This is a genomic window from Martinezella tropici, assembly GCF_008370325.1.
Lineage (GTDB): Bacteria > Pseudomonadota > Alphaproteobacteria > Rhizobiales > Rhizobiaceae > Rhizobium > Rhizobium tropici_B.
Window position 1 is genome coordinate 181,352 of sequence record NZ_VNIP01000001.1, and the last position, 24,870, is coordinate 206,221.

Sequence of the window (24,870 nt, forward strand, 5' to 3'; positions counted from 1 at the left end):
TCTTACTGCTGGGCGCCCAGCACCTCCATGCGGCCCATCGCCGTGCGGGCCGAGAACTGCGGACGATACATGTCCTCGACGCTTGCGGCCGGATGATCGTAGACGCCGGGGGTAACGGCGCGCACGACATAGGCGAAGGTCATGTCACGGTCTGCGCCTGAGCCCTGGTCGAAGGCGGCGACGAAGCGGTCGTTGCGGAATTCGACATGGGCCGGCTGAATTTCGCTGAGCCAGTCGAAGTTCGACAACTGTGCGCTGTTGACGATGCTCGGATTGTCGATCTCGAAGCCGGCGGGCAGGAGATCGGTCACGAGAAGGCGCTGAGGCCAGTCATTGTCCTCGGTCACATGCAGTACGACGACATAGCGTTCGTTCTGCTGTGCCTGGCTGACATTCGCCTCTTCGCCATCGAGCGTGTAGTATTTGCGCTCGATCTTGAAACCGTTGCCGCCGGCCGGCAGCGGCGCAACCGGAGCCGCGACGGTGGTCACCGCAGCCGAAAGCGGCTGGCGCGTCGTGTTGGTAACGGTCAGCGGATGGCCCATCAGCGCATCGCCTGACATCTGCGCCATGTAGGTGCCGCTATGGGCAGCACCATTGACATCGAGTGTCAGGCCATCGTCGCCATTCTGCAGGGCACGGGCAGCAAGCAGCATCCAGGTCTGTTCCTGCGTGCTGGTATATGTCTTGGTCTGCCAGTCCTTGGCGACGACGCTGGCGAGTTCGGGAATGATCGGCGGCACTGGGCGGCTTTCGGCGGCGAGCGCCAGCACGGCGGCACCGTCGCGCAGCGACGAGCCGTAATCCGAGCGGACGAAGCTGACCTTGGTGACCGCCGCCTTCTGCGACATCTGCAACGAGTCCAAGAAGATGTTGCGCGAGCGCTGTGCATCTCCGTAAAGCGCGAGAGCCGCGGCCAGATGTGCCTTGGACAAGGGCGTCGGGAAGTCGTTCAGCATCGTGTCGGCGTAGTAGCGCAGATCGCTGATCGAGGCCTTCTTGTTGCGCGCCAGCACATAGAGCGCATAGGCGATTTCGTTGCCGTTATCCTTGACGTTGGTATTGGCACTCAGCGCATTCTGAAGGTTTTCCAGCGCCTGCACCATGGCCTGATCCGGCACGTTGTATTTCTGCTCGCGGGCGCGGGTCAGGAAGTCGGTCACGTAGGCGTCTAGCCAGAGATCGCCAGAGCCAGGGCTCCAGAGGCCGAAACTGCCGGTCGAGGACTGGTAGGACATTTCGCGATAGATGGCGTCCTGCACGCGCTTGCGGATATCGGTATCGTCAGCAAGCCCGTTCTTGATCGCCATGTCGCTGAAGTAGAGCAGCGGCATGGCGCTGCTCGCCGTCTGTTCCGCGCAGCCATAGGGATAGCGGCTGAGGCTCATCAGCAGCGCCGGCACGTCGAAGGCGCTGGAGCGGCTGACATTGACGCTGACCGAGGCGCCGGGCAGCACGCTGTCGGCGAGAAGATCGGCATTGACGGTCAGGCTCTTGCCAGGGGCAAGCGCGATGACACGCCGTTCGGTGACCGGAAGCTGCGCCGGGCGAACCGGGATATCGACCGATTGATCGAGCGACATGCCCGATGCATTCGACAGCTTGATCGAAACCGTGCCGTCGCCCGGCTGTCCGCCGGTCAGCGGCAGCGTGATATTGTATTTGCCGCCGGTCTGCAGGTTGATCTTCTGCTGGGTGGCGCTTGCGTCCACGGTCACGGCGCTGTTGCCGGTGACCGCGAGCGCGTACTCGCCGGCGGGGGCGTCGGTGTTGGCGACATCGAGACGAAGGTTGGCCTTGTCCCCAGGTGCCAGGAACTTCGGCAGGCTTGCGGTGATGACGACGGGATCGCGGATGATCACGTCCTGTGTCGCGTGGCCGACGCCGGCCTTCGACCAAGCGACTGCCATCAGCCGTGCCGTGCCGTTGAACTGCGGAATGTCGAAGCTGACATTCGCCTTGCCATTGGCATCGAGCTTGACGGGGCCGGAGAAGAAGGCGATCAGCTTTTCCTTCGGTGGGCTTGCCTGCAGAGCTGCCTGCCCTCCGTCGCCGCCGGTGCGCAGCTTGCCGGTCGCGCCGAGCGAGCCATCGATGAGGCGACCGTAGATATCGCGGATTTCAAGGCCGAGCTGACGCTGGCCGTAATACCAGTCGTCCGGTGCCGGCGGCTGGTAGCGCGTGAGATTGAGGATGCCGACATCGACTGCGGCGATCGTGACATAGGCGTCCTCATTGGCGCCTGCGCCTGAAACCTGCAGGCCAATGTTCAGCGGCTGGCGCGGCAGCGTCTTCTGCGGGGCGTCGATCTTGATCTGCAGCTTGCGCTCGCCGGGATCGACCGGCGCCCACTTGATGCCGATAGCGCGCATCGGCATACGGCTTTCCTGGGCTTCGCCGGGGCGGAAGAGGGTCGCGGTCAGATAAGTGCCGGCACCCCAGTCGGCTGTGACGGGGATATCGACTTCGCCGCCATTGGCGCCGATATCGGCATTGGTGACCGAAATCAGCGTTTCCGAGCCGGCGGTGACCATCAGCTGGCCGGCATAGCGCGAGGTGACCTTCAGCTTGGCGGTATCGCCGACATGATAGCTTTCCTTATCGAGCGCGATCTCAAGCGCATCCGGCGTTTCCGTCGAGGTGGAGGCGACATACCAGCCGGCGTTGAATTCGACGCTCGATTCCGGGCCGTTCGCATCGGCCGTGGAGACTTCGAGCCGGTAGCGGCCCCAGGTGACAGGCATGGAAATCGCCGCGCCGTCTGTCGTCGCGTTGATCGTGCCGACCGCCACCTGCTTGGTGGACATGATCGGCTCGTATTTCCAGCTGCTGCCGTCGCGATACCATTGATAATTGCGCTCGACGCTCAGCAGCTTCCAGGTCAGGCCCTGCATGGCCTGCTTCTGGCCGTTGGCGTCGACGGCGATGACATGGAAGTTGCCGACGGAATTTTCGCCGAGATCGCCATCGAATTCCGGCTTGATGCCGATGCGCGGACCGTCTGCCTTGACGGGAAGGGTCAGCGAGCGCTCGACGGCGCGGCCGCCGGCTTCCTGCATGCGTACGGTGATGTTGGCGTTCAGCAGCTGCGTGGTTGAGGGCGTGTCGTTGATCGTGACGTTGAAGGTGGTCTTGCCGTTTTCGTCCAGTGCCTGCAGGTCTTCGAGCGGTACCTGCGTGCTCTCGGCCTTGCTGTCGCCGCCGCTGCTGTCGTCGTCGTCATTATTTGCGTTTGCCTTGCCGGCACCCTCGTCGGCGAGGCCGAACTGATAGCCCTTGTAGGCGTCGCTCTGGCGCGTCGGCTTCAGCGTCACTTCGCCTTCCAGAGTGAGGCCGGCGGCCGGCGCACCATAGAGATAGCGTCCATCGACATTGACCGGCGTCGGCTGGCCGACTTCGATTTCCTTGGCGTCGCTCTTCATGTCGAATTCAATGCGATCCGGGACGAAGTCGTCGACGAGGAAGGTCTGCGAGCCGATGGAGGAACCCTTCGGGTCGGTATAGATATTCATCGTCCAGGTGCCGCGCATCGAGGTCTGCTGCAGCGGCAGGTCGACATTGTAGCCGCCGAGCTTGCCGCCGTCGGTGACGATGCGGCGGTCCTCGACGCCATCCGGGCGCAGGAAGACGAAGGTGAGCGGCAGGTTATCGACCGCCGTCGAGCTGACATCGCGGGCAAGGGCGGACGCATGCACGGTCTCGCCGGCGCGGTAGATGCCCCGCTCGGTCCAGGTCAGCAGATCGATCGCGCCGGGCGCGGTTCTGCCTGATACGCCGCGGTCGGAAAGATCGAAGCCGGCGCGCGTCATGTCGAGGAAGACATAATCCTGGTCGCCATTCTCAGCTGTGATGACGGCCGGCGTCATGCCAGCCGTGCCGCGCATCAGGCCGGCGCTGAAGACGGCGCGGCCGTTGTCGTCGGTCTTGGCGGTCCCCAGGATTTCGTTGTTCTTGGCGAGAAGTTGCAGCTGAATGCCGGCAAGCGGCTTGGCGCTGCCGAGCGAGCGGGCGAAAACATTCAGCCCGTCGGTGCCGGCATAGGTGGTGACGCCAATATCGGAAACGACGAACCACTGCGTCGCCTGCGGGTCCCATTCGTGGCCGCCGCTGTCGGGTGCAACCGCCGTCAGCACATAGACGCCGGGTTTGCGCTTCGGCAGCGCCTCGTCCACCGGGAAGCTGGTCGCGACTTCCTTGTTGAGTTCCTGTTTGATCTCGATGGAGCCCTGCCAGACCAGCTCGCCATTGGTGTCCTGGATGGTCTGGGCGCTGTAGCTGTCCACCTGCGTCAGGAACTGCGAATTGTTCAGAAGCTGCGCGATATTGCGGTCGCCGATGCGGTAGAGCTTGAGATTGGCCGTGGTGGCATTGACCGAAACGATCGGAATACCGCGGCGTGCGGTCGAAGGCAGGACGAAATTGTCGCCCGTGAAGCGCAGCGAAGCCGTACGATCCTTGACGTAGACGTCGACATTGACCTGCGAGGCGAGGTTCTCATCCACGGAGGAGGGCAGGCCGGCGCGCAGCGAAATACGGTAGTGCTGGCCGAATTCCAGGCCCTCGACGCAGATCTGGTTGTCCTTGGCATCGACGCCCTTCGCCGCGGCGCCATTGACGGTAACGAAGGGGGTGTAGTCGGTGCCGCTCTTTACCAGCTTTTCGGAGAACTGCACGCAGGCACGGGGCGAGGCATTGTCGTTGTCGAGCGTATTGCCCGTGACGCGGAAGCCCTGGCGTGCCAGAAGATCGTTATAGGCGGCCTGGACAGCGGCGGAGCTGGTGAGCCCGAGGCTTGCCTTGTAGGCATTGAGCGCCGGGCGATAGTTCTGCGCATTCTTCAAAGCCTCGGCAAGCACCGCGAGAGCATCGGCACGGCTGCTCGTCGTGCGGGTCAGCTGGTAGCCGTTGAGCGCGGCATAGGCGGCGCGCGTGGCGACGGAGGTATCGTTCGTGATCGTATTGGCGGCGCGCGCCATCTCGATCCACAGATCGCCATTGTCGGGATTGAGCGAAAGTGCGCCCTGGAAGGCGTTCAGGGCATCGTTGACGTTGCCGGAGGTCAGCTCGATGCGGCCGAGCGCGATCAGGCTTTCGACGCCCTGGCCCTTCAGCTCATTGCCGAGCGTCAGCGTGTTCTTTGCATCGCGCGCGCTCTGGACGAAATTGTCGGAGAGGAAGGAAAGGGCAGGGGCAGCGCCGATATCCGGTTCGGTGGTGGCGGCCGTCTCGACGATCTTGCCGGCGATCGCGCCGGGGAAACTGTTGAGCTGGTTGAAGTCCGACTTCATGAAGCACCACTTCACCTTCGGATTGTAGGTGAAGGCCTTGCAGGACTTATCGCCGATGCAGGAGGCGGAGCACTGGTCCAGCGTCACGTTCTGCTCGGTGCGCAGATCGAAACCGAAGTAATCGCCGTCCTTCGTGGTCACCACCTGGCGCTTGACGTCGGCGGCGGCGGAAGGGTTCAGAGAGGCGAAAGTGGCGAGAAGAAAAGCAGAGAAGCCGAGAAACGCGCGCTTAGACATAAGTCCCCCCAACGCTGTCCGTTTTTGATGGCGGCAATCTTCAAATTTCGGACCCGTTTGTCAACCGAGCGTCGAGCTTCTGCTTGAGCTTCGCGCCTATGACGATCAACCTAGAAGTTTGAAAAAGCCTGCAATTCAGGCGATTCGCATGTTCGGCGCGCCCCTCGGTGATGCTTCATTTTTCTTTTCGGTCCCAAAATGACACCGGCCTTTACGGCCGATGTCTTCGCGTGGGCGGAAGGAGTGGCCCATTTGTCATATATTCGTCATCGCCAGGGAGGCATCGGTATACCGCTTGCCGGCCACCGTTTCGGGCGAGATGATGCCGCCGAGTTCCTTCACCTCTTGCGGCGACAGCGCGATATCGGCAGCCGCTGCATTCTGCTCGAGATGGTGCAGCTTGCGCGCTCCGGGAATCGGCACGATGTCCTCGCCCTGACGCAGCACCCATGCGAGCGCCAGTTGTGCTGCCGTGACTCCCTTTTCTTCGGCCAGCGCCTGAAGTCTTGCGACGAGAGCCGCGTTGGCATCGAAATTTTCGCTCTGGAAGCGTGGCAGCGAGCGGCGGAAATCGTCGGCGGCAAGATCGTTCGTCTTTTGGATCGCGCCGGTCAGGAAGCCGCGGCCGAGCGGGCTGTAGGGCACGAAGCCGATGCCGAGTTCGCGGCAGGTGGCAAGCACATCTTCTTCCGGATCGCGGCTCCACAGCGAGTATTCGCTCTGCAGGGCGGCGATCGGATGCACCGCATGGGCGCGGCGGATGGTGGCGGAGCCGGCTTCGGAAAGGCCGAGCGCCCGCACCTTGCCCTCTCTCACCAGCTCTGCCATGGCGCCGACCGTGTCTTCGATCGGCACGTTCGGATCGACGCGATGCTGGTAGAAGAGGTCGATGACATCGGTGCCGAGCCGTTTCAGCGAAGCTTCAGCGACTTCCTTCACATGTTCGGGCCGGCTATCGACGCCGAACATGGCGGCGAGGCCCGATTTCGTATGATCGAGCTTGAAGCCGAATTTCGTGGCGATGACCACGCGATCGCGAACGGGCTTCAGCGCGCGGCCGAGCAGCTCTTCGTTGGTGAAGGGGCCATAGGTTTCGGCGGTGTCAAAGAAGGTTACGCCGAGATCGACAGCGCGATGCAGCGTTTTGACGGATTCGTCCTCGTCCGTCGGGCCATAGGCGAAGCTCATGCCCATGCAGCCGAGTCCGACGGCGGAAACGGTGAGATCCTTACCAAGCCTGCGGGTTTTCATGATCTATTCCTTTTGAGCTTATGGAGCGGCGGCGGTCACTTCCGCTGCCGACATGCTCAAATTAAGGTTCCGGACAATGAATGAAAATCCATGCAAATCCTTATAGGTTGTTCTATAATTTAGATCAATGAACAGGACACAACTCTCTCAGCTTGCGGTTTTTGCCGCCGTCGCCGCCCATCGCAGCTTTCGTGCAGCCGGCAAGGAATTGTCGATCGCGCCATCGGCAGTCAGCCACGCCGTCTCCAGCCTTGAGGAAAGCCTCGGCGTGCGGCTGCTTGCCCGCACCACGCGCAGCGTGCTCCCGACCGAGGAGGGGCAGGCGCTATTGCAACGGCTGGCGCCGGCCCTGGAGGAAATCGATATCGCGCTGGAGGATACGCTTGCGACCCGCGGCCGCCCGGCCGGCAATCTCCGCATCACCGCGCCGCGTTTTGCCTCCGATCTGCTGATGGCGCCGCGCATCGGTGATTTCCTCAATACCTATCCCGATATCACGCTCGAAATCGCCAACGAGGACGGCTTCAGCGATATCGTCAAGGAGGGCTACGATGCCGGCATCCGGCTGGAGGAGAGTATCGAGGGGGATATGATCGCGGTGAAGGTCTGCCCCGACATCCGCACCGTGATTGCCGGCTCCCCGGCCTATTTCGAAAAACATCCGAAGCCGCTGCATCCGCGCGATCTCGTCCATCATCGTTGCATCAAGCGGCGATTCACCGATGGCTCGATTTATCGCTGGGAGTTCGAGAAGGATGGCCGCGAGCTGATCGTTGCCGTCGATGGCCCTCTGATCGTAATCGAGGATCGCTTAGGCGTTTTGGCCGCTCTCAATGGCGCCGGGCTCGCCTATCTCTTCGACATTCGCGTGCGGCAGGAACTGGCCGAAGGCAAGCTCATCCGCGTGCTCGAGGATTGGTGTCCGCCCTATCCGGGCTTCTGCATCTATTATCCAAGCCGCCGGCAGATGCGTCCGGCGCTCAGAGCCTTTATCGATTTCTTCAAATATACGGGGCCTTGAAGCGACTGCTGACAGAAATCGGGTGGCGGCAATGCCATAACTCGTCTCGATTGATCGATGATTTGAGAAGGGGGTTGCCGCGATGAGAAAACCGGGATCGATGAAGGGGCTCGAGGATCTCGGCCGCGTCAGGCTGTCGAAGAACTTCTTCTTTCGCGATTTCCTGCACTCGGAAATATCAGATTTCTATCGCATTCCCAATCTCCCCGAGGATCCGGATCTGGCGATCGAGTCCGGCCGCAGGCTTTGCGAGGAATTGCTGGAGCCGTTGGAGGCGACCTTTGGCCGGCTACATATCCGCTCCGGCTATCGTTCGCCCGAAGTCAACGCCTTCGGCAACAAGAACGGGTTGAACTGCTCGACCAATCCCCACACCGCCGCGCACCACATCTGGGACATGCGCGATCTCGACGGCTGCATGGGCGCGGCGGTCTGCATCGTTGTGCCCTGGCTGATCGATCACCACAGCCATGAGGGGGATTGGCAGAAGCTTGCCTGGTGGATCCACGATCATCTGCCCTACGCGTCGCTTTGCTTCTTCCCGAAACTATGGGCTTTCAACATCCAGTGGCACGAGCGCCCGAAGCGGACCATCCAGAGCTTTGTCGGTCCGCGCGGCATGCTGACCAAGCCGGGCATGGCCAACTGGGAGGGCGATCACTCCGCCCATTATGAGGGTTTCCCGAAGCTCAGAAGCTGATGCGATAGCGAATATGCCCGTCGCTCTCGACGTAGCTGTCATAGAGCTTGCGGGCGGTCGCATTGCCTTCTTCGGTATGCCAGTAAAGGCGAGCCCAGCCGTTCTTCTTGCAGAGTGCGACGAGATCGTCCAAGAGTGCCCGGCCGACGCCGCGGCCCCGAGCGCTTTCATCGACAAACAGGTCTTCCAGATAGCAGTCCGGTGCGCGCACCCATGTGCCCTCATGCGTAAGGCTGAGGGTGAACCCCTTCACCTCGCCATCGACCTCGGCAACGCGCATGAAGATCGCCGACGCCGGATCGAAGACCCGGCGCCAGGTCGCATCGGTGATGTCGGGCGCGACAGTGACGCCGTAGAAGGCCAGATAGCCGTCCCATAGCGCGCGCCAGCACGCTTCGTCGTCGGGTCTGGCGTCTCGGATCGTCACGGTCATCGGCCGGCCTCTATCTACTGGCCGGCTTCATCGAGCAGGCGCATGGCGTCATCGGAAAGCGAAAGCTTCGCCGAATTGATTAGCGCGTCGAGTTGGCTGAGGCTAGTCGCGCTGGCGATTGGAGCCGTGACGCCGCGCTTGCGCAGCAGCCAGGCAAGCGCGATCTCGGCGGGCTTTGCGCCGGTTTCGGCAGCGACCTTGTCGAGCGCCGCGAGAATGCGCAGGCCCTTGTCGTCGAGATAGGCGGCAACCCGGTTCTCGCGCGCCCGCCCTTCCGTATCCGCCTTGGTGCGGTATTTGCCGGTCAGAAAACCGGCGGCGAGGCTGAAATAGGTGATGACACCGATGTCTTCTTTGACGCAGAGATCCGCCAGCGGTCCCTCGAAGCTGTCGCGGGCGTAGAGATTATATTCGGGCTGAAGTACGTCGTATCTCGGCAAGCCGGCCTTAGCGGCGGCATCCAGCGAGGCCTGGAGCTGGGTCGCATCGAGGTTCGAGCAGCCGACATGGCGGATCTTGCCCTGCTCCTTCAGCTTCGCATAGGCGGCAAGCGATTCCTCATGCGGCGTTTCGGGGTCGGGCCAGTGCGACAGATAGAGATCGATGTGATCGGTCTGCAGTCGCTTTAGCGAGGCTTCGGCGGCTTCGATGATGTAATCGGCCTTGAGGCCCTTCTTGCCCGGACCCATCTCCGATCCGACCTTGGTGATGATGATCGCCTTGTCGCGCGAAACGCGGCCCTGCTTCAGCCACTTGCCGATAATCTCCTCGGAATCGCCGCCCTTGTTGCCGGGAACCCAGCGGGAATAGACATCGGCCGTGTCGATCGTGTTGAAGCCGGCGTCGAAGAAGGAGTCGAGCAGTGCGTAGGAGGTTTTCTCATCGGCCGTCCAGCCGAAGACATTGCCGCCGAACACGATGGGGGCCACAAACAGATCGGTTCGTCCAAGCTTGCGCATGTCCATGATATTTCTCCAAGTCACTTGAGAGGCGGACCGGCGAAGGGCGCCGGAGGGGAGAGACAAGGCAGGCTACCGGCCTTTCGTCGCGAAGGCCACTAACGATTTCTTTATTCGGTGGCCGAGCGCCGATAGTGGCTCGGTGGCAGCGCGTTATATTTCGACCAGACGCGCCGCATATGCCGCGGAGAGGCGAAGCCCGATTTTTCCGCCACGCGCTCCATATCCAGCCGCGAATTGGCAAGCACGTCACGCGCGAGCGTAACGCGCATCAGATTGACATAGGCCGTTACTGACAGGCCGGCATGCTCCTGAAACAGCCGCGAAATATGCCGCGCGCTCATTGCGCCGATGCCGGCAAGCTCGGAAAGCGACCAGCCATGGGCCGGATCGGCCATGATCGCATCCTGAACGCGATGGATGGCGGGATGCACATGGTTGCGGCCGCTGAGCCAGGGCGAGAGCTGCGGTTCGGCGCCGGTTCTGCGCATGTAGACCACCATGTGCCGGGCAATGGTTAGCGCCGTCACCGGTGAGGTCAGCTTGGAAGCGAGATGCAGCATCAGGTCGGTGCCTGTCGTGATGCCGGCGCTCGAATAGCGGTCCCGGTCCTCGACATAGAGCCGATTGTCGAGAACCCTGGCCGTCGGAGCAAATTCCCGGACTTCGTCGAGGCAGGCTGCATGCGTGGTGCAGGCGTAACCGTCCATCAGGCCGGCCCGGGCGGCGAGTACCGCTCCGGAGCAGATGGTGACGAGGGTGATGCCCGGACGGATCGCGTCTTTGAGCCAGCTCGCAAGCGTGACGAGCTCCGGTTCGATATCCTCGGCATCGTCAGGCGGCGTGACGCTGCCGGATAGGATGACATAGGCGCCATCGGGAATGCGATCAGGCAATGGCTGGAGATCGGCAAGCGTCAGCCCGACCGAGGTCGTCTGCGATGGTTGGGCGGCGACGAATTGATAATCGAACAGGACATCGTCCTGTTCGATATTGGCGCGACGCAACACCTCCACCGGCCCGGCCACATCCATCAGCAGCGTATAGGGCGGCAGGAGGACGTAGACGGGAATGATCCGCCGATGGAGGCGCCGATCGCTTTGGGTCATGCGGCACTCCGGATCGATGCGCCCGTAAGCGCCTCTTCGACGGTTGCGATGCGGGCGAAACGGCCAGACAGCACCAGTTCGCTGCGCTTCTTGATATCGTCGGCGCTGAACACCGTGCCCGAGGCATGCGTCATCGGGAAGGTCAGCGTCGCCTCGGTGACGTAGTCGACATCATAGCCGAGGTCGGATGCGTGCCGGGTCGTCGTCTCGCAGCATTGTTCCGTGCGAATGCCTGAAACGATCACCTTGCGGATGCCGTTTGCCACCAGCCAGACATCAAGGCCCGAGCCGACGAGCGCCGAATGGCGGCGCTTGTGGAATACGGCATCGGCCTCCAGCGAGATTCCATCGAGCTTGCGAACGAAGCCGCTCTTGAGGCTGAAATGCGCGTCGCCGTCCTCGACATGGAAAATTTGGACGACGGGAATGCCTTTCGCCTTGGCGCCGTCGATCAGGGCCTGCAGGCGGCTGGCGAAGGCTGGCAGATCGTCCGCTCGCCAATAGGGGCGCTGGCGAAAGGATTCTTGGACATCGATGACGAGCAGTGCGGTATCCGCATGGGACATTTTCGTATCTCCTGTGCTTGAAGGATAGCCGAGATTAGGCGTCGCTTGAAAGCTTCGAAAGCCATCTGACAGACAGAAAGAGGACAAATATGGACATGGCATGATGGTCGTCATGCTCTTGCGTTCGCACTCGCGGGCCGCCTCGGGCGTTGCGCCATCGGCAAGGGCCGAATAAGTTGGCGCTGGTTTCGTCCAGAGCGAAATGGCCCGTTTCGCTCGACCCACCCATGTTCACAAAGGATCCCGCCGGAAAGGCCATGTCGCGATCATCGCCATGCGGCCGTCTGCTTCGGGACGATGCTTCAGGAGAAAGATCATGCTGCGTTTCGGAATTCTGTCGACCGCGAAGATCGGCCGCGATCTGGTCGTGCCCGCCATTCAGGATGCGGAAAACTGCGTCGTGACGGCGATCGCCAGCCGCGATCTCGCCCGCGCCCGGCAGATGGCCGACCGCTTCTCCGTGCCGCATGCCTTCGGCTCCTATGAGGAGATGCTCGCCTCCGACACGATCGACGCCGTCTATATCCCCCTGCCGACCTCTCAGCATGTCGAATGGACGATCAAGGCTGCCGATGCCGGCAAGCATGTGCTGTGCGAAAAGCCGATCGCGCTCAAGGCGGATGAGATCGACAGCCTGATCGCCGCCCGCGACCGCAACAAGGTGCTGGTGACGGAAGCCTATATGGTCACCTACGCGCCGGTCTGGCGGAAGGTTCGCTCGCTGCTTGCCGATGGCGCCATCGGCCGCCTGCGCCACATCCAGGGCGCCTTCACCTATTTCAATCGCGATGCCGGCAACATGCGCAATATTCCGGCGCTTGGCGGCGGCGGCCTGCCGGATATCGGCGTCTACCCGACGATCAGTACCCGTTTCGTTACCGGCCGCGAGCCTCTGCGCATTCAGGCGGTGACGGAGCGTGACCCGGAATTCGGCACCGACATCTATTCCAGCGTCAAGGCAGACTTCGGCGATTTCGAACTGACCTTCTACATCTCGACGCAGATGGCCAATCGGCAAGTCATGGTCTTCCACGGCACCGAGGGCTTCATCGAGGTGAAGTCGCCCTTCAATGCCGATCGCTACGGAGCGGAAGAGCTGGAACTGACCAATCGCGGCCATTCGGAATCGCAGATCTTCCGTTTCCCCGACAGCCGCCAGTACAGGCGCGAGGCGGAGGCCTTCGCATCCGCCGCGCTCGGTCAGGGTGCGGAAGTCGTGTCCCTGGAAAGCTCGAAGCTCAACCAGAAGGTCATCGACGCCATCTACCGCGCCAGCGAGAAGGATGGCTGGGAGCCGGTCTGATAGGCTTCCTTATTTTCTTACGCAATTCCGGACGGAAAACCGCTAGGCACTTTTCCTGGAATTGCGTCAAGAGTTTTGCCGGTGGCGGAAGACGAAGCGTGAATAGCCGAAGAAGCTGAACGCCGTTGCCGCCGCCGAAGCAAGCGTCAGGGCGATGATGGGCCGCAGCGCCGGCTCCGCCATCAGCAGCGAGCTGAACAGGGCATAGTTCAAGAGGGCCGAGGTCAGGCCGACCGAACCGTAGCGGAAGCCTTCAGCCGCCAGCGACCGATGGGACCGGCCGAAGGTGAAGTTGCGGTTGATAAACCAGGTGGCAAGCAGCGCACTCGGGATCGAGATGGCCCGGCCGACGAAGGGGCCGAAAGGCGTGAACCACAGCAACAGATGCAACACGCCGGCATCGACGACGAAGCCGACACCGCCGGCGATCAGGAAGCGAAAGAGCTTCTTCATGCAGCCTTGGCCCTTTTCTTCCGGCTTGCCGGTTTTTCAAGTTCCGCCATATAGACCGTCTGATCGTCGCCGTTTTCGCGCGCCGCCGGCTTGGCGAGGCTCATATAGTGGATGCGCAGCTGTTCGGCGCGGGCGCGGGCGACCGAATCGAGGATCAAACCGGCCGTGAACAGCATGAAGGCGATCATCGTCAGCGCCACGGAGAGCACCCAGCTCGGCATGCGCGTCACCATCCCGGTTTCGAAATACTCGACAAGGACCGGAATGCCGAAACCGATGCTGAGCTCCATGGCAACGGCGCTCAGGATGCCGAAGAAAGCGAAAGGCCGCGTTTCCTTCATCAGCATTGCGAACATCCACAGGATTTTCCAGCCGTCGCGGAAGGTGGAAAGCTTCGAGTGCGATCCTTCCGGCCGCCGGCCGTATTCGAGCTCCAGTTCGCTGACGGGCAGCTTCAGCCGCGACGCATGCACCGACATTTCAGTCTCGATCTCGAAGCCGCCTGACACGGCCGGAAAACTCTTGACGAAGCGGCGCGAAAAGGCGCGGTAGCCGGAGAAGATGTCGGTGAAATCGGCCCCGAAAATGGTACGATAGAGCCAGTTGAAGATGCGGTTGCCGAAGGCATGACCTTGCCGTCCGGCATCGCTATGAACGTTGCGGCGGGTGCCGACCACCATGTCGGATCCCTCAGTCAGCAGCGTGCGGATCAGCTCTTCGGCGTCTTCCGGCGCATAGGTGCCGTCGCCATCGGCCATGACGTAGATGTCGGCCTCGATATCGGCGAACATGCGCCGCACCACATGCCCCTTACCCTGCCGGCGCTCGCGCACGACGGTCGCGCCCGCGAGCATCGCGTGCAGCGCCGTGCCGTCGGTCGAATTGTTGTCGTAGACGTAGACCGTCGCCTGCGGCAGCGCCTTGCGGAAACCGCGCACGACGTCTCCGATCGTCGCGGCCTCGTTGTAGCAAGGCAGAAGGACGGCGATGCTCAGCTTCTCATTCCACATGGTCTTGGCCGGTTGTTCCTACGCGTAAAGTCAAGTTCAGGCCTGATGGACGATCCGGACGAGAGCTTATCCCGCTGGCTGTTAATAAGACCCTATGGCTGCGCAATAAAAATGGCGGGATCCCGGCTCCGCGAAAAACATTATCGTGAAGAATTCGGCGGCTCACAGGCGCTTTACTGTTTTTTGATGCGCAGCCGCTAGCGTATCGCCTCGAATATAATTCCAGCATGGGGTTCATCGATATGGCGCAGAGCTTGGCAATGCCGCCCGAGGCAGCCGGAGCGGCAGAGAAGACGGCGCCACGGCACTGGTCTCATCCTGCCTTGGTTGCGCTCATCTATGCCGTCGTCATCATCATCGCGCAGCTCGTCATTCATCGTCACCTGACGGACTATGTGGGCCCCGACAATGACGATGCGATGCGTCTCGTCGAAGTGCGCGATTTCCTCGCCGGCCAAGGCTGGTTCGACATGATGCAGTACCGCCTCGGCCTCGAGGGCGGTACGCTGATGCATTGGTCGCGTTTCATCGATTTGCCGATTGCAAGCCTCATCCTCTTCTTCCGGATGTTCGTCTCGCCGGAAGGCGCCGAAGCGGCGGCACTGACCGTCTGGCCGCTGACGCTCATCCTGCCGTTGATGTTCTTCATGGGCCTTGCGGGCCGTCGCATTGCCGGCGCGGAAGGCATGCATTTCTCGCTGATCCTGACCTCCTTGTTCGTGGTCATCTCGCCGCGCTTCGTGCCGGGCTCCATCGATCACGACAATGTTCAGCTCGGCCTCGTCGCCCTCACGGTCGCCATGCTCGCCGATGAGACCTATCGGCCGCGCAACTTCGCCATCGCCGCCATCGCCCTTGCCGTCCAGCTCGGCATCGGCGCGGAGACCACACCCTTCGTCGCCGTTGCCTGCATGTCGGTTGCCTGCCTGTGGGCCTGGAAGGGTGAAGACTTCGCACCCGCTGCGAAGGCTTTTGCCCTGACGCTGACGATTGCCGTCAGCGCCGCTTTTTTCTCGCTGGTGCCGCCGCGCCTCTATTCGACTGTTACCTGCGACAATCTCTCGCTTGGCTTTTATGCCATCACCAGCGCCGGCTGCGTCGGGCTTCTCCTGTCGTCCCTCTTTGCCAGCCGTCTGTCGCGGCCGTGGCGCATTGCAATTCTCGCGGTCAATGGCGCGTTCGTGTTCGCCACGACGGTTGCGCTCGCGCAGCAATGCCTGCGCAATCCGCTTGCCGATCTCGACCCCATGCTCATGGATTTCTGGCTCAGCAGGGTGACCGAGGCGCAGTCGATCATCTCGGTGGCCCACAGGCAGCCCGATACGCTCGGTGCCTTCTATGCGACCGGTCTGCTGGCGATGCTCATTTGTGCAGCTCGTATCCTGCGGGGCAATCGTGCGAGCCTCCATGCAATGCTGATGGCTCTGATCGCGATCAATTGGATGATTACGCTGGTGCAGGTGCGCGGCGCAGAATTTGCCAATCTGCTGGCCATCCCGCCATTGGCGTTGGCGATCGCCGAGCTGCGGAAAAGCTACATGGCCGATACCAGAAATCTGCGCTCCGTTCTACTTTACGCAGTGACGATATTGGCTTCCGTTCCGGCAGTCTGGGCCGTGGGCGGCGCGCTTGCGAGCAAGGGGATCATCAACGGCTTTACGGTCGCGACACCGGCCAAGGCGGAGGAGGCTGCCAATTGCGCCTCACGGGAGGCCTTGGCACCGATCGCGGGACTTGAGCCCGGGGTCGTCGCCGCAGCCTCTAACATGGGAGCGCCGATCTTGCGCTTCACGCCCCATCGCGCCCTCTCCGGCCCCTATCATCGCGATCCCGACGGGATGCTGGCCGAGCTGCATATCGGCCTTGCGGAGCCGAAACACGCAGAAGCGCTTTTGCGTGAGGCAAAGGTGACGATTGTCGCCTTCTGCAAGGGTGATCCGCAGGTGGAACTTATAAGCGAGCGGGCGCCGAAGGGATTTTATGCCCAGCTGAGCGCCGGGCGTGTCCCTGTTTACCTGGAGCCGATTGCGGCGCCGACGGAATCGGATGTGCAGTTGTACCGCGTCAAGCCGCAGGATTGAGTTGGAGCTGTTCAACTTTTCGCGGTATCTCTAGACCGCTCCATTTCGCGTCATTTCAGACAGGAAGTCGCTACACGCTTTAGGCGCGGCGTTGCTCCATCATGTCGGCCGTAATCAGATAGCCGATGAAGCCGAGATTGTAGCCGCCGAGCGCGATGAACAGCGTCGTCAGCGGCGGCGGAACGATTGACATCGCGACCGCTGCCATGAAGGCGATGCTCACCAGTGCCACGCCGAGCAGCGCGCCGATCGTCGTGCGCTGCAGGCCGGCGACAATTCCGATGATCGTGGCGGTCGCGAATATCATCGCTCCATATCCTCTTTACCAAGAATCAGTTTGCACAGGTTTACGCATGGATGGCTAAGAAAGGCTTTGTCAGCAGGGTTAACGTTTGATGAAGCGATAAGCTCCGAACTCTTTATGGGACACGCAAGGAGGCGGAGGCACCTCAAGTATGCGCACAATCCGTTCCTTCGATCGATTCAGGCTTAAGGGGTATGCATCATGCTCCGCATTTACCGCGACATCGGGTAGAAGGAGGACATGAGCAGCTTTTTTGAGAATGATTCGCCTTCGAACCTGACGGAATACTCCGTCTCGGAATTGTCCGGATCGATTAAGCGCACGGTCGAGAATGCGTTCGATCAGGTGCGCGTGCGCGGGGAAATCTCCGGCTATCGCGGGCCGCATTCCTCGGGACACGCCTATTTCTCGCTGAAGGATGACCGGGCGCGCATCGATGCGGTGATCTGGAAGGGCACATTTTCCAAGCTGAAATTCCGCCCCGAGGAGGGGATGGAGGTCATTGCGACCGGTAAGGTCACGACCTTTCCGGGCTCGTCGAAATATCAGATCGTCATCGAGACGCTGGAGCCTGCCGGCGCGGGCGCGCTGATGGCGCTGCTGGAGGAGCGTAAGCGCAAGCTGGGCGCCGAAGGCCTTTTCGATCCCGAGCGCAAGCGCCGGCTTCCCTTTATGCCGAAAGTGATCGGCGTCGTCACCTCCCCGACGGGCGCCGTCATTCGCGATATTCTGCACCGTATCTCCGATCGCTTCCCCGTGCATGTGCTGGTCTGGCCGGTGAAAGTGCAAGGGGAGGGCTCGGGCGACGAGGTGGCGAACGCCATACGCGGCTTCAATGAATTTGCGCCCGGTGGCCCGATCCCGCGGCCCGACGTGCTGATCGTCGCGCGCGGCGGCGGCAGCCTCGAGGATCTCTGGAGCTTCAACGACGAGGCCGTGGTGCGCGCCGCTGCAGGCAGCGATATTCCGTTGATCTCGGCCGTGGGCCACGAGACCGATTGGACGCTGATCGACTATGCCGCCGACGTGCGGGCTCCGACGCCGACGGGTGCTGCCGAAATAGCCGTTCCGGTCAAGGCCGAGCTGGAGGCGCAGCTTGCTAGCCTTGCCGCTAGGCTGCAGGGCGGAATGACGAGACAGATGGACCAGCGGCGGCAGGCGGTGCGCGCGCTGCTGCGTGCCCTGCCTTCGCTCGACCAGATCCTGGCTTTGCCGCGCCGCCGTTTCGATGAGGCGGCCGCCGGCCTCGGCCGCGGGCTGGAGCTGAACACGCTGAACAAGCGTCGCTCCTTCGAGCGTATGGCCTCGCAGCTGCGGCCGGATATCCTGTCGAACCGGATCGCCGAGCGCCGCCAGCAATTGGGTGAGCGCATGACCCGTGCGGAGCGGACCATCGAGCGTATGCTCGACCGTTCCCGTGCCCGTATCGAACGGGCCGATGCCGTCTTCGCCACGCTGCCATCGCGTCTCGAAGCGCAGACGGGGAGGGCTCGCGACCGCCTTGGCAGCCTCGTCCGCCACGCCGATACCGCCATCCGTCATCAGCTGACCCGAGCGCGCAGCGAGCTTACTGCACAGGAGCGAATTCTGCAGTCGCTCTCCTACAAGAATGTCCTGAAGCGCGGATATGCCGTCGTGCGCGACGAAGACGACCGCCCGGTTTCGCTGGCGGCCGCGCTTTCGACGGGCGCTGCCATCTCGATCGAATTCGCGGATGGTCGCGTTGGCGCGGTCACCGGCGATGATGCTACCCCGCCGTCTTCATCCGCGTCAGGCACTCCGCCTGCGAAGAAGCGCGCGGCCAAGCCGGCCGAGCCTGCTGCTCCGCCGAAACAGGGAAGCCTCTTCTGATGCGCATCCTGCTCGTGCTGGCCCATCCGTTGGAAGACAGCTTCGCCGCCGCCGTGGCGAAGGCTGTGAAGGAGACGCTTGCCGCCGGCGGGCATGAGGTCGATCTGCTCGATCTCTATCGCGAGGGCTTCGATCCCCGTCTTTCGCAGGCCGAGCGGCGCGGTTATTTCGACCAGCCCTATGATACGTCCGATGTTGATGCCATCGTCGCGCGGTTACGAGCGGCCGAGGGACTGATCCTGGTCTTTCCGCAATGGTGGTTCAATTTTCCGGCCATTCTCAAGGGCTTCTTCGATCGCGCCTTTGCGCCCGGCGTTGCCTTCACTCACGATCCCGCCGGCGGGCGCATCGTGCCGCAGCTCACCAATATCCGCCTGTTCTGGGCGCTGACGACGACCGGCTCGCCGTGGTGGATCGTGCATCTCTATATGGGCAATCCGGTGCGGCGCCTATTGAAGCGCGGCATCGCCGCCTTCTGCGCCAAGCGGCTGAATTTCCGCATGCTGGCGCTGCACGATATGGACCGCGTCACCGAAGCCGGACGCAAGGCCCATCTCGCCCGTATCAGGAAAGCCCTGGCGGCGATCTGATTCTACGCTTCTAGCCAAAAATATGCCGCGGCGAGAATACCGCGGCGCGATCGCATTCGAATGTCCAAGCGTCCTTACACCCACTCGCCCTTGCGCATGACGGGCACGCGCGAGCCATCCACATTGATGCCATCGATATCGACCTTGTCGGAGCCGATCATCCAATCGATATGGATCAGGCTGGAATTGCCGCCCTGCGCCTTGATCTGTTCCTGGCTGAGCGTGGCTCCATTGACGAAGCACTTGGAATAGCACTGGCCGAGCGCGATATGGCAGGAGGCGTTTTCGTCGAAGAGCGTGTTGTAGAACAGGATGCCGCTCGCCGAAATCGGTGAGGAATGCGGCACCAGCGCCACTTCGCCGAGCCGGCGCGCACCTTCGTCGGTGTCGAGCACCTTGTTCAGCACTTCCTCGCCACGCGTCGCCTTGGCTTCGATGATCCGGCCGCCTTCGAAGCGCACCTGGATATTGTCGATCAGCGTGCCCTGATGCGACAGCGGCTTCGTCGATGAGACATGGCCCTCGACGCGCAGCGCATGCGGCGTGGTGAAGACCTCTTCGGTCGGGATGTTCGGGTTGCAGGTGATGCCGTTCTTGGCCGTGGAAGCGCCGCCGTGCCATTCATGGCCATCCGCCAGGCCGATGGTCAGATCCGTGCCCGGTCCCTGGAAATGCAAGGCGGCGAAGCGCTGGCCGTTCATCCAGGCCGAACGCTTGTGCAGATTGGCATTGTGCTCCGCCCATGCCGCGATCGGATCTTCGACGTCGACACGCGAGGCCGAGAAGATCGCCTTGGCGAGCTTGGCGACCGCGATTGCTTCCGGATCGTTCGGGAAGACCAGCTTCGCCCAGGAGGCGTTGGGATAGGAGACGATGTTCCAGTTGGTGTCGAAATTCGAGATCTTTTCCAGCGCCGGTTTGTAGGCGGCCGAATTGGCGCGGTTGGCGCGCGCCACCTTGTTCGGGTCCTGGTTGGAAAGCAGCATCGGATTGTCGCCGGCGATGGCGAGGCGGGCCGTATTGTTGGAGAAAGCCTTGGCCATGCCCTCGTAAAGCCATGTCGCTGCACGGTCGAAGCTTACATCCTGGCCGTATTCGTAACGGGCAAGCGTCGTCTCTTCGTCCGAATAGAAGGTGGAGACGAGGCCGGCGCCGGCCTTGTAGGCCTCACGCGTGATCAGCCGCACCAGCGGCATCGCCGCCACCGGCGCCGTCATCAGCAGATCCTGGCCTGCCTGCAGCTGCAACCCGACCCTTACGGCTACTTCCGCAAGCTTTTCCAGCTTGGCGTGATCGACGGGATAATGGTTGGGGGAGGCTGATGTCATGACGAAACCTGCTTGGCTGATATCGAAAGAATGGTCTGAAGACTTAGACCGGTTTGCGGCAAAATTGAAGGCGGTTTGTCCGACTTTGAAAGATCGTCAGGCAATCAGCGGCGCAGCTTTGGCCTTCAGGGCAACCAATGCATCCTGTGGATTCAACCGCACCTGCAGACCGCGTTGGCCGCCATTGATATAGACATAGGCCTCGGTCATCGCCTGCGCCTCGATCGCCGTGGGGACGAGCTTCTTCTGGCCAAAGGGGCTGATGCCGCCGACATGATAGCCCGTCAGGCGCTCGGCATCGACAGGCTTCATCATGGCCGCCGACTTGCCGCCGAAGGCTACAGCGAGTTTCTTCATGCTGACTTCGTGGTCGGAGGGTACGACGGCGCAGACCGGCTTGCCGTCCACCTCCGCCATCAGCGTCTTCAGTACGCGATGCGGCTCTTCGCCGAGTGCTTCCGCCGCCTGCAGGCCGACACGCTCCGCATTCGGATCGTAATCATAGGCATGCACCGTGAAGGCGACTTTCGCCTGGGTCAGCACTTGCGTCGCGCGGGTGGTCTTGGACATGGCTTATCTCTAGGCGGCCTTGCCGAATGCGGCTGCATAAATATCCGGTTTGAATCCAACCAGCAATTTGCCGTCCGCTTCCAGCACCGGGCGCTTGATCATAGAGGGCTGCGCCATCATTAGCTGAATAGCCTTGTCCTTCGAAAGGTCGATGCGATCCGCTTCCGGCAGCGCCTTGAAGGTGGTGCCGGCGCGGTTGAGCACGACTTCCCAGCCGGCGTCTTTCGTCCAGCGCTCCAGATGATCCCGATCGATGCCGACGGCCTTGTAGTCGTGGAAATCATAGGCAATGCCATGGCTTTCGAGCCAGGTGCGGGCCTTCTTCATCGTGTCGCAGTTCTTGATGCCGTAAATGGTGATCGTCATGGCGAATCCGTCTTTTGCTGTCTGATAGCGCATAGCATGCGGATAAAGGCGGATGAAAGCCGCTCGGATGGGGAAGCGGTTCTCTCGCCCGTTGCAGTTGCCAGCGATAATCGCATAAATATGCAACATGCATATTTATGGCGCGGGTTGGAGCATGGCGACGGACAAGGAAATATTGCGGCTGGAAAACCTCTTTGGCGCCATGAGCCTTGCTCTGGTGGACAAGATGGAAAAGGCCTTTGTCGATGAAACCGGCCTTGGCCCGAGCGCGACCGCCGCAATCGTTCAAATCGGGACCGAACCGGGGCTGACGATCGAGACCCTACGCCGAATGATCGCGCTTTCCCATTCCGCCACGGTGCGCCTGGTCGATCAGCTGGTGGCGTCCGGTCTCGTGCTGCGTGCGGGCGGTGTCGAGGGTGACAAGCGTGCCCGCGCACTGCAATTGACGGAGAACGGCCGCCTGCTCTTTGACAGAAGCCTCTCCGCCCGCCGGGCCGTCATCCATCGGGCTTTTGACGTGTTAGGCCCAGAGGAGAGGGGGCAGTTTGGCCACTTGGTCGAAAAGCTGCTGCCGGCCTTGGTCGATCTCGGCGATGACCAGGACGTGGTCTGCCGCGTTTGCGATCAGGGCGCCTGCGACCAGGATCGCTGCCCGATTGCCTTCATGACATAGGCCCGGGATAGGGGTCTTGACATCATCATAATATATATGCACACTGCATACATATATTTCGAAGGACGGTAGTTGCTGCCTTCGATGATCTGAACATTGCCTGCATCAATTCGATCGGAGGCATGATCGTGATGGAAAATCGTTCAATTCTTGCCCGGCTAATGGGTATCTGTCGTGCTACTCTTGCAAGCGCGCTATATCACATTGGTCGCTTAGGCATTCTTCTCAGGGAATCAGCGGCGATCGCCTTCACCATGCGCTGCAAGGTGATCGATCGCCGCTAGAGGAAATCAATCCTCAAGTGTTCCTGGTTTGCGGGCAACCGAACTCGGCTTATCAGCGCCGATCTTCATCAGGTCGCCGCGACGACGCACCAGCCGGTCGGAGACGCGGGTCACGATCAAGCCCGCCTGCGGTGCGTGGACATCGATGGTCCCATCGGGCATGCCGGGCTTGGTGATGATGGTCGCCAGCAGATCGCCTTCTTCGACCCGCTCGCCGATATTGCGATGGAAAAGCACGGTGCCGGCTTGTGGTGCGCGGATCATCTCGACATTGTCGAGCGGCACGGCCGGGCCATCGAACGCGGCGAGCGTCACGCTTTCGTCCTGCACTGCGCCGCGCGCGGCCAAGAAGCGCCAGAGCCCTTCGGCATCTTCCTTTGCCATCTCGGGATAGACATCGCGGGTGCCGCGCAACTCGACCGTCACCGAAAGCTTGCCCGGCAGCCTTGCCTTCTTTTCACCGGGCACTTCGTATTTCCAGGCGAAGCTCACGGCCTCCTCGAAAGCCGAGCTTTCGCCATCAGACAGCAAAACAGCATCCATCTTCAGCGCTGCGGCAAGATCGGAAGCCTCCGGCCAGAAGGCTTCGTCGATATAGGCATATTGCAGGGATTCATCGTCGCAGTGGAGATCGATCACTAGATCGGCACCAAGCGCCATGTGGATCAGCTGACGTTTCAGCCGGTCGACGGCTGGATAGCGTTCCAGGTTTTCGATGAGGAGATCGCGGTCGCGAAGCGAGATCAGCGGGAAATCACGGTTGAAATTGGTGCGCGAGCCCAGATCGAAGCGGCCCTGCATCTCGCCGAAGTGCGATTGCGCCGCGCCGATGGGATTGGCATGCGGCACGATGACGATATCGCTCACAATCGCGCCTGCCGCTTCCGCTTGCCGCAGACGCTCGCACAGGAAATGCACCAAGGCCGTGCCGGGCAGCTCACCGGCATGCAATGCCGCCTGAATGTAGATCTTCGGCGCATCCGCCTTGTTGCCGGCAAAATGCAGAACCGGCAATCGCCAGGCGATCCCCGCAGTATCGCCTTCGATGACGATTTCGGTGACGTTCATGGGCGGGCCTCCTGCGGATAATGGTGAAAGACGCTTACCAAGTCTTGCCCGCAGACCGCAACCGTTTGTCGTTGCGCGCCGGAATCAGGATTGGGGTGAACGGTGAAAACGGCTTCAGAGATTGCGGTTTCTGCGCAGGCAGAAACTCAGGATCAGGCTGAGCAGGACCGCACCGACGCCGAAGGAGAAGGGGGCGGCATAGCCGAGATGATCGGCAAAAAGGCCCGCGATCGGTCCGGTCGAGCCGAGCGAGACATCGAGAAAGATCGAATAGAGCCCGAGTGCGACGCCACGGTTCTGCGGCGGGATGCGCTCCATCGCCTCATTGCCGAGTGCTGGGAAAACGGGCGCGAAGCCCGCGCCGGCCAGGGCCGCGCCGATGATGGCAACGGTCGGTGAGGGTGCAAGGGCAAGCGTTGCCAAGCCGATGATCTCAATGACGAGCGAGATGCGCACCAGCGGCAAACCGCCGAAGCGGGCGACTGCCTGCGCGAGGCCCAGACGCACGCCCATGAAGGTGAGGCCGAAAGCACTCAGGGCGAACGAAGCGCCGTCCCAGTTGCGGCTATGGAAGAACAGCGCGACGAAGGCCATGACGACGCCGAAGCCGCTCGAGGCAAGCGCAAGCGCGACGCCGTACGGCGCGACGCGGCTGAGAACCTGACCCGTGCCGATGCCCTTTTCCTTCACGCCCGGAACGGGCGGACGGGTCTGTGCCAGCAGGAACCCGGCAACGGCAAGGATAATGGTGACGACGCCGATGGTGAAGAAGCCATATTGCCCCTGCAGCCAGGCGCCGAACGGAGCGGCGAGTGCAATGCCGCCATAGGTGGCGATGCCGTTCCACGAGATGATGCGGACGGTTTCGCGCGATCCCATCAGGCCGATCGCCCAGGTGATCGCAGCGGTGCTCACCCAGCTTTCGCCGATGCCGAGCGCCAGCCGGCCGGCCAGCAGAAGGGCAAGGCTCGCCATCGGAACGTGGACCGTAAACGTAGAGGCGATCGTCAGCGCGCCGGAAAGCCCGTAAGCGAGGAACCCGAGAAAGACCGAACGGCGCGGCCCATATTGATCGCAGAGCCGCCCCACTTGCGCCCGGCTGAGGATGGTTGCCACATATTGCGTGCTGACGGCGATGCCGGCCCAGACGACGCCGAAGCCGAGGCCGCTATCGACATAGGTCGGCAGAACCGCGAGCGGAAGACCGATGGCGGCATAGCCGAAGAATGTCAGCGCGACGATCGAGAGCAGGGATAGGGTGGAGGTGGACCGGATGGTCTGAGAGGCAGTGTTCACGGGATATCGCCTGCGGACATCGATAACGATATCCATGCTGTTTGCCACGAAGGAACGGGGTTTGGTATCGGATAGCCATGACGGTGGCGGCCGGAGGGCCGTGCATCGCCACAAATAACCGGTATC

At 61.8% G+C, this 24,870-nt stretch carries 21 protein-coding genes; 7 read left to right on the plus strand and 14 right to left on the minus strand.

Going from position 1 to position 24,870, the window contains the following annotated elements; translation table 11 throughout:
• Window positions 1–2: 2 nt before the first annotated feature.
• Both FP026_RS00905 and FP026_RS00910 read right to left on the minus strand, forming a co-directional pair.
• A complete protein-coding gene (locus FP026_RS00905) occupies window positions 3–5,525 on the minus strand; it encodes an alpha-2-macroglobulin family protein (RefSeq protein WP_149632765.1) in 5,523 nt (1,840 codons plus the stop codon).
• 255 nt (window positions 5,526–5,780) lie between these two features.
• Complete coding sequence (locus tag FP026_RS00910; protein WP_149632766.1) at window positions 5,781–6,776, minus strand: aldo/keto reductase; 996 nt, start codon at window positions 6,774–6,776, stop codon at window positions 5,781–5,783.
• 127 nt (window positions 6,777–6,903) lie between these two features.
• On the opposite strand from FP026_RS00910, the gene FP026_RS00915 reads away from it, so the two are divergent.
• Together FP026_RS00915 and FP026_RS00920 are read left to right on the plus strand one after the other, a co-directional pair.
• Complete coding sequence (locus FP026_RS00915; RefSeq protein ID WP_149632767.1) at window positions 6,904–7,797, plus strand: LysR family transcriptional regulator; 894 nt, start codon at window positions 6,904–6,906, stop codon at window positions 7,795–7,797.
• Between the two features lie 82 nt (window positions 7,798–7,879).
• Window positions 7,880–8,497, plus strand: a complete 618-nt coding sequence (locus FP026_RS00920) for a hypothetical protein (RefSeq protein WP_149632768.1) — start codon at window positions 7,880–7,882, stop codon at window positions 8,495–8,497.
• On the opposite strand, the gene FP026_RS00925 is transcribed toward FP026_RS00920, so the two are convergent.
• The 4 genes from FP026_RS00925 to FP026_RS00940 form a co-directional block, all read right to left on the minus strand.
• The gene (locus FP026_RS00925; protein ID WP_149632769.1) at window positions 8,487–8,930 is read right to left on the minus strand and encodes a GNAT family N-acetyltransferase; all 444 of its coding nucleotides are present in this window, start codon (window positions 8,928–8,930) and stop codon (window positions 8,487–8,489) included. The genes FP026_RS00920 and FP026_RS00925 overlap by 11 nt on opposite strands.
• Window positions 8,931–8,944: 14 nt before the next feature.
• Window positions 8,945–9,895, minus strand: a complete 951-nt coding sequence (locus tag FP026_RS00930) for an aldo/keto reductase (RefSeq protein ID WP_149632770.1) — start codon at window positions 9,893–9,895, stop codon at window positions 8,945–8,947.
• A 104-nt stretch (window positions 9,896–9,999) separates the two neighbouring features.
• Window positions 10,000–10,998 carry a GlxA family transcriptional regulator gene (locus tag FP026_RS00935; protein WP_149632771.1) on the minus strand — a complete coding sequence of 333 codons (999 nt, stop codon included), beginning with the start codon at window positions 10,996–10,998 and terminating at the stop codon, window positions 10,000–10,002.
• Window positions 10,995–11,564 carry an isochorismatase family protein gene (locus FP026_RS00940; protein WP_149632772.1) on the minus strand — a complete coding sequence of 190 codons (570 nt, stop codon included), beginning with the start codon at window positions 11,562–11,564 and terminating at the stop codon, window positions 10,995–10,997. Before FP026_RS00940 ends, FP026_RS00935 begins: the two co-directional genes overlap by 4 nt.
• 316 nt (window positions 11,565–11,880) lie before the next feature.
• Here FP026_RS00940 and FP026_RS00945 point away from each other — a divergent pair, with 316 nt between their 5' ends.
• Entirely contained in the window at window positions 11,881–12,867 is a 987-nt protein-coding gene (locus FP026_RS00945; RefSeq protein WP_149632773.1) for a Gfo/Idh/MocA family protein, read from the plus strand.
• Window positions 12,868–12,933: 66 nt separating this feature from the next.
• Here the strand turns inward: FP026_RS00945 and FP026_RS00950 are convergent, their stop codons facing one another.
• Window positions 12,934–13,320: a GtrA family protein gene (locus FP026_RS00950; protein WP_149632774.1), complete on the minus strand. Its 387-nt coding sequence runs from the start codon at window positions 13,318–13,320 to the stop codon at window positions 12,934–12,936.
• A complete protein-coding gene (locus tag FP026_RS00955) occupies window positions 13,317–14,330 on the minus strand; it encodes a glycosyltransferase (RefSeq protein ID WP_149632775.1) in 1,014 nt (337 codons plus the stop codon). The genes FP026_RS00950 and FP026_RS00955 overlap by 4 nt, the downstream gene beginning before the upstream one ends.
• Window positions 14,331–14,557: 227 nt before the next feature.
• Between FP026_RS00955 and FP026_RS00960 the strand changes: the two genes are divergently transcribed.
• On the plus strand, window positions 14,558–16,411 hold the full coding sequence (locus FP026_RS00960; protein WP_246665200.1) for a hypothetical protein: 1,854 nt from the start codon (window positions 14,558–14,560) through the stop codon (window positions 16,409–16,411).
• A gap of 79 nt (window positions 16,412–16,490) precedes the next feature.
• Here the strand turns inward: FP026_RS00960 and FP026_RS00965 are convergent, their stop codons facing one another.
• On the minus strand, window positions 16,491–16,718 hold the full coding sequence (locus FP026_RS00965) for a homogentisate export protein (RefSeq protein ID WP_149632776.1): 228 nt from the start codon (window positions 16,716–16,718) through the stop codon (window positions 16,491–16,493).
• A 237-nt stretch (window positions 16,719–16,955) separates the two neighbouring features.
• Between FP026_RS00965 and xseA the strand changes: the two genes are divergently transcribed.
• Complete coding sequence (xseA, locus tag FP026_RS00970) at window positions 16,956–18,566, plus strand: exodeoxyribonuclease VII large subunit (RefSeq protein WP_149632777.1); 1,611 nt, start codon at window positions 16,956–16,958, stop codon at window positions 18,564–18,566.
• Window positions 18,566–19,156 carry an NAD(P)H-dependent oxidoreductase gene (locus FP026_RS00975; RefSeq protein ID WP_149632778.1) on the plus strand — a complete coding sequence of 197 codons (591 nt, stop codon included), beginning with the start codon at window positions 18,566–18,568 and terminating at the stop codon, window positions 19,154–19,156. The genes xseA and FP026_RS00975 overlap by 1 nt, the downstream gene beginning before the upstream one ends.
• Before the next feature lie 74 nt (window positions 19,157–19,230).
• On the opposite strand, the gene FP026_RS00980 is transcribed toward FP026_RS00975, so the two are convergent.
• From FP026_RS00980 to FP026_RS00990, 3 genes are all read right to left on the minus strand, one after another.
• Window positions 19,231–20,484: an aminopeptidase gene (locus FP026_RS00980; protein WP_149632779.1), complete on the minus strand. Its 1,254-nt coding sequence runs from the start codon at window positions 20,482–20,484 to the stop codon at window positions 19,231–19,233.
• Window positions 20,485–20,580: 96 nt separating this feature from the next.
• Window positions 20,581–21,054 carry a Cys-tRNA(Pro) deacylase gene (ybaK, locus tag FP026_RS00985; protein ID WP_149632780.1) on the minus strand — a complete coding sequence of 158 codons (474 nt, stop codon included), beginning with the start codon at window positions 21,052–21,054 and terminating at the stop codon, window positions 20,581–20,583.
• A 9-nt stretch (window positions 21,055–21,063) separates the two neighbouring features.
• Window positions 21,064–21,420: an ArsC family reductase gene (locus FP026_RS00990; protein ID WP_149632781.1), complete on the minus strand. Its 357-nt coding sequence runs from the start codon at window positions 21,418–21,420 to the stop codon at window positions 21,064–21,066.
• Window positions 21,421–21,574: 154 nt separating this feature from the next.
• Here FP026_RS00990 and FP026_RS00995 point away from each other — a divergent pair, with 154 nt between their 5' ends.
• On the plus strand, window positions 21,575–22,096 hold the full coding sequence (locus FP026_RS00995; RefSeq protein ID WP_149632782.1) for a MarR family winged helix-turn-helix transcriptional regulator: 522 nt from the start codon (window positions 21,575–21,577) through the stop codon (window positions 22,094–22,096).
• Window positions 22,097–22,386: 290 nt separating this feature from the next.
• Here the strand turns inward: FP026_RS00995 and FP026_RS01000 are convergent, their stop codons facing one another.
• Complete coding sequence (locus FP026_RS01000) at window positions 22,387–23,448, minus strand: M14 family zinc carboxypeptidase (protein WP_149632783.1); 1,062 nt, start codon at window positions 23,446–23,448, stop codon at window positions 22,387–22,389.
• A 114-nt stretch (window positions 23,449–23,562) separates the two neighbouring features.
• A complete protein-coding gene (locus tag FP026_RS01005; RefSeq protein ID WP_149632784.1) occupies window positions 23,563–24,744 on the minus strand; it encodes an MFS transporter in 1,182 nt (393 codons plus the stop codon).
• Between the last annotated feature and the right edge of the window lie 126 nt (window positions 24,745–24,870).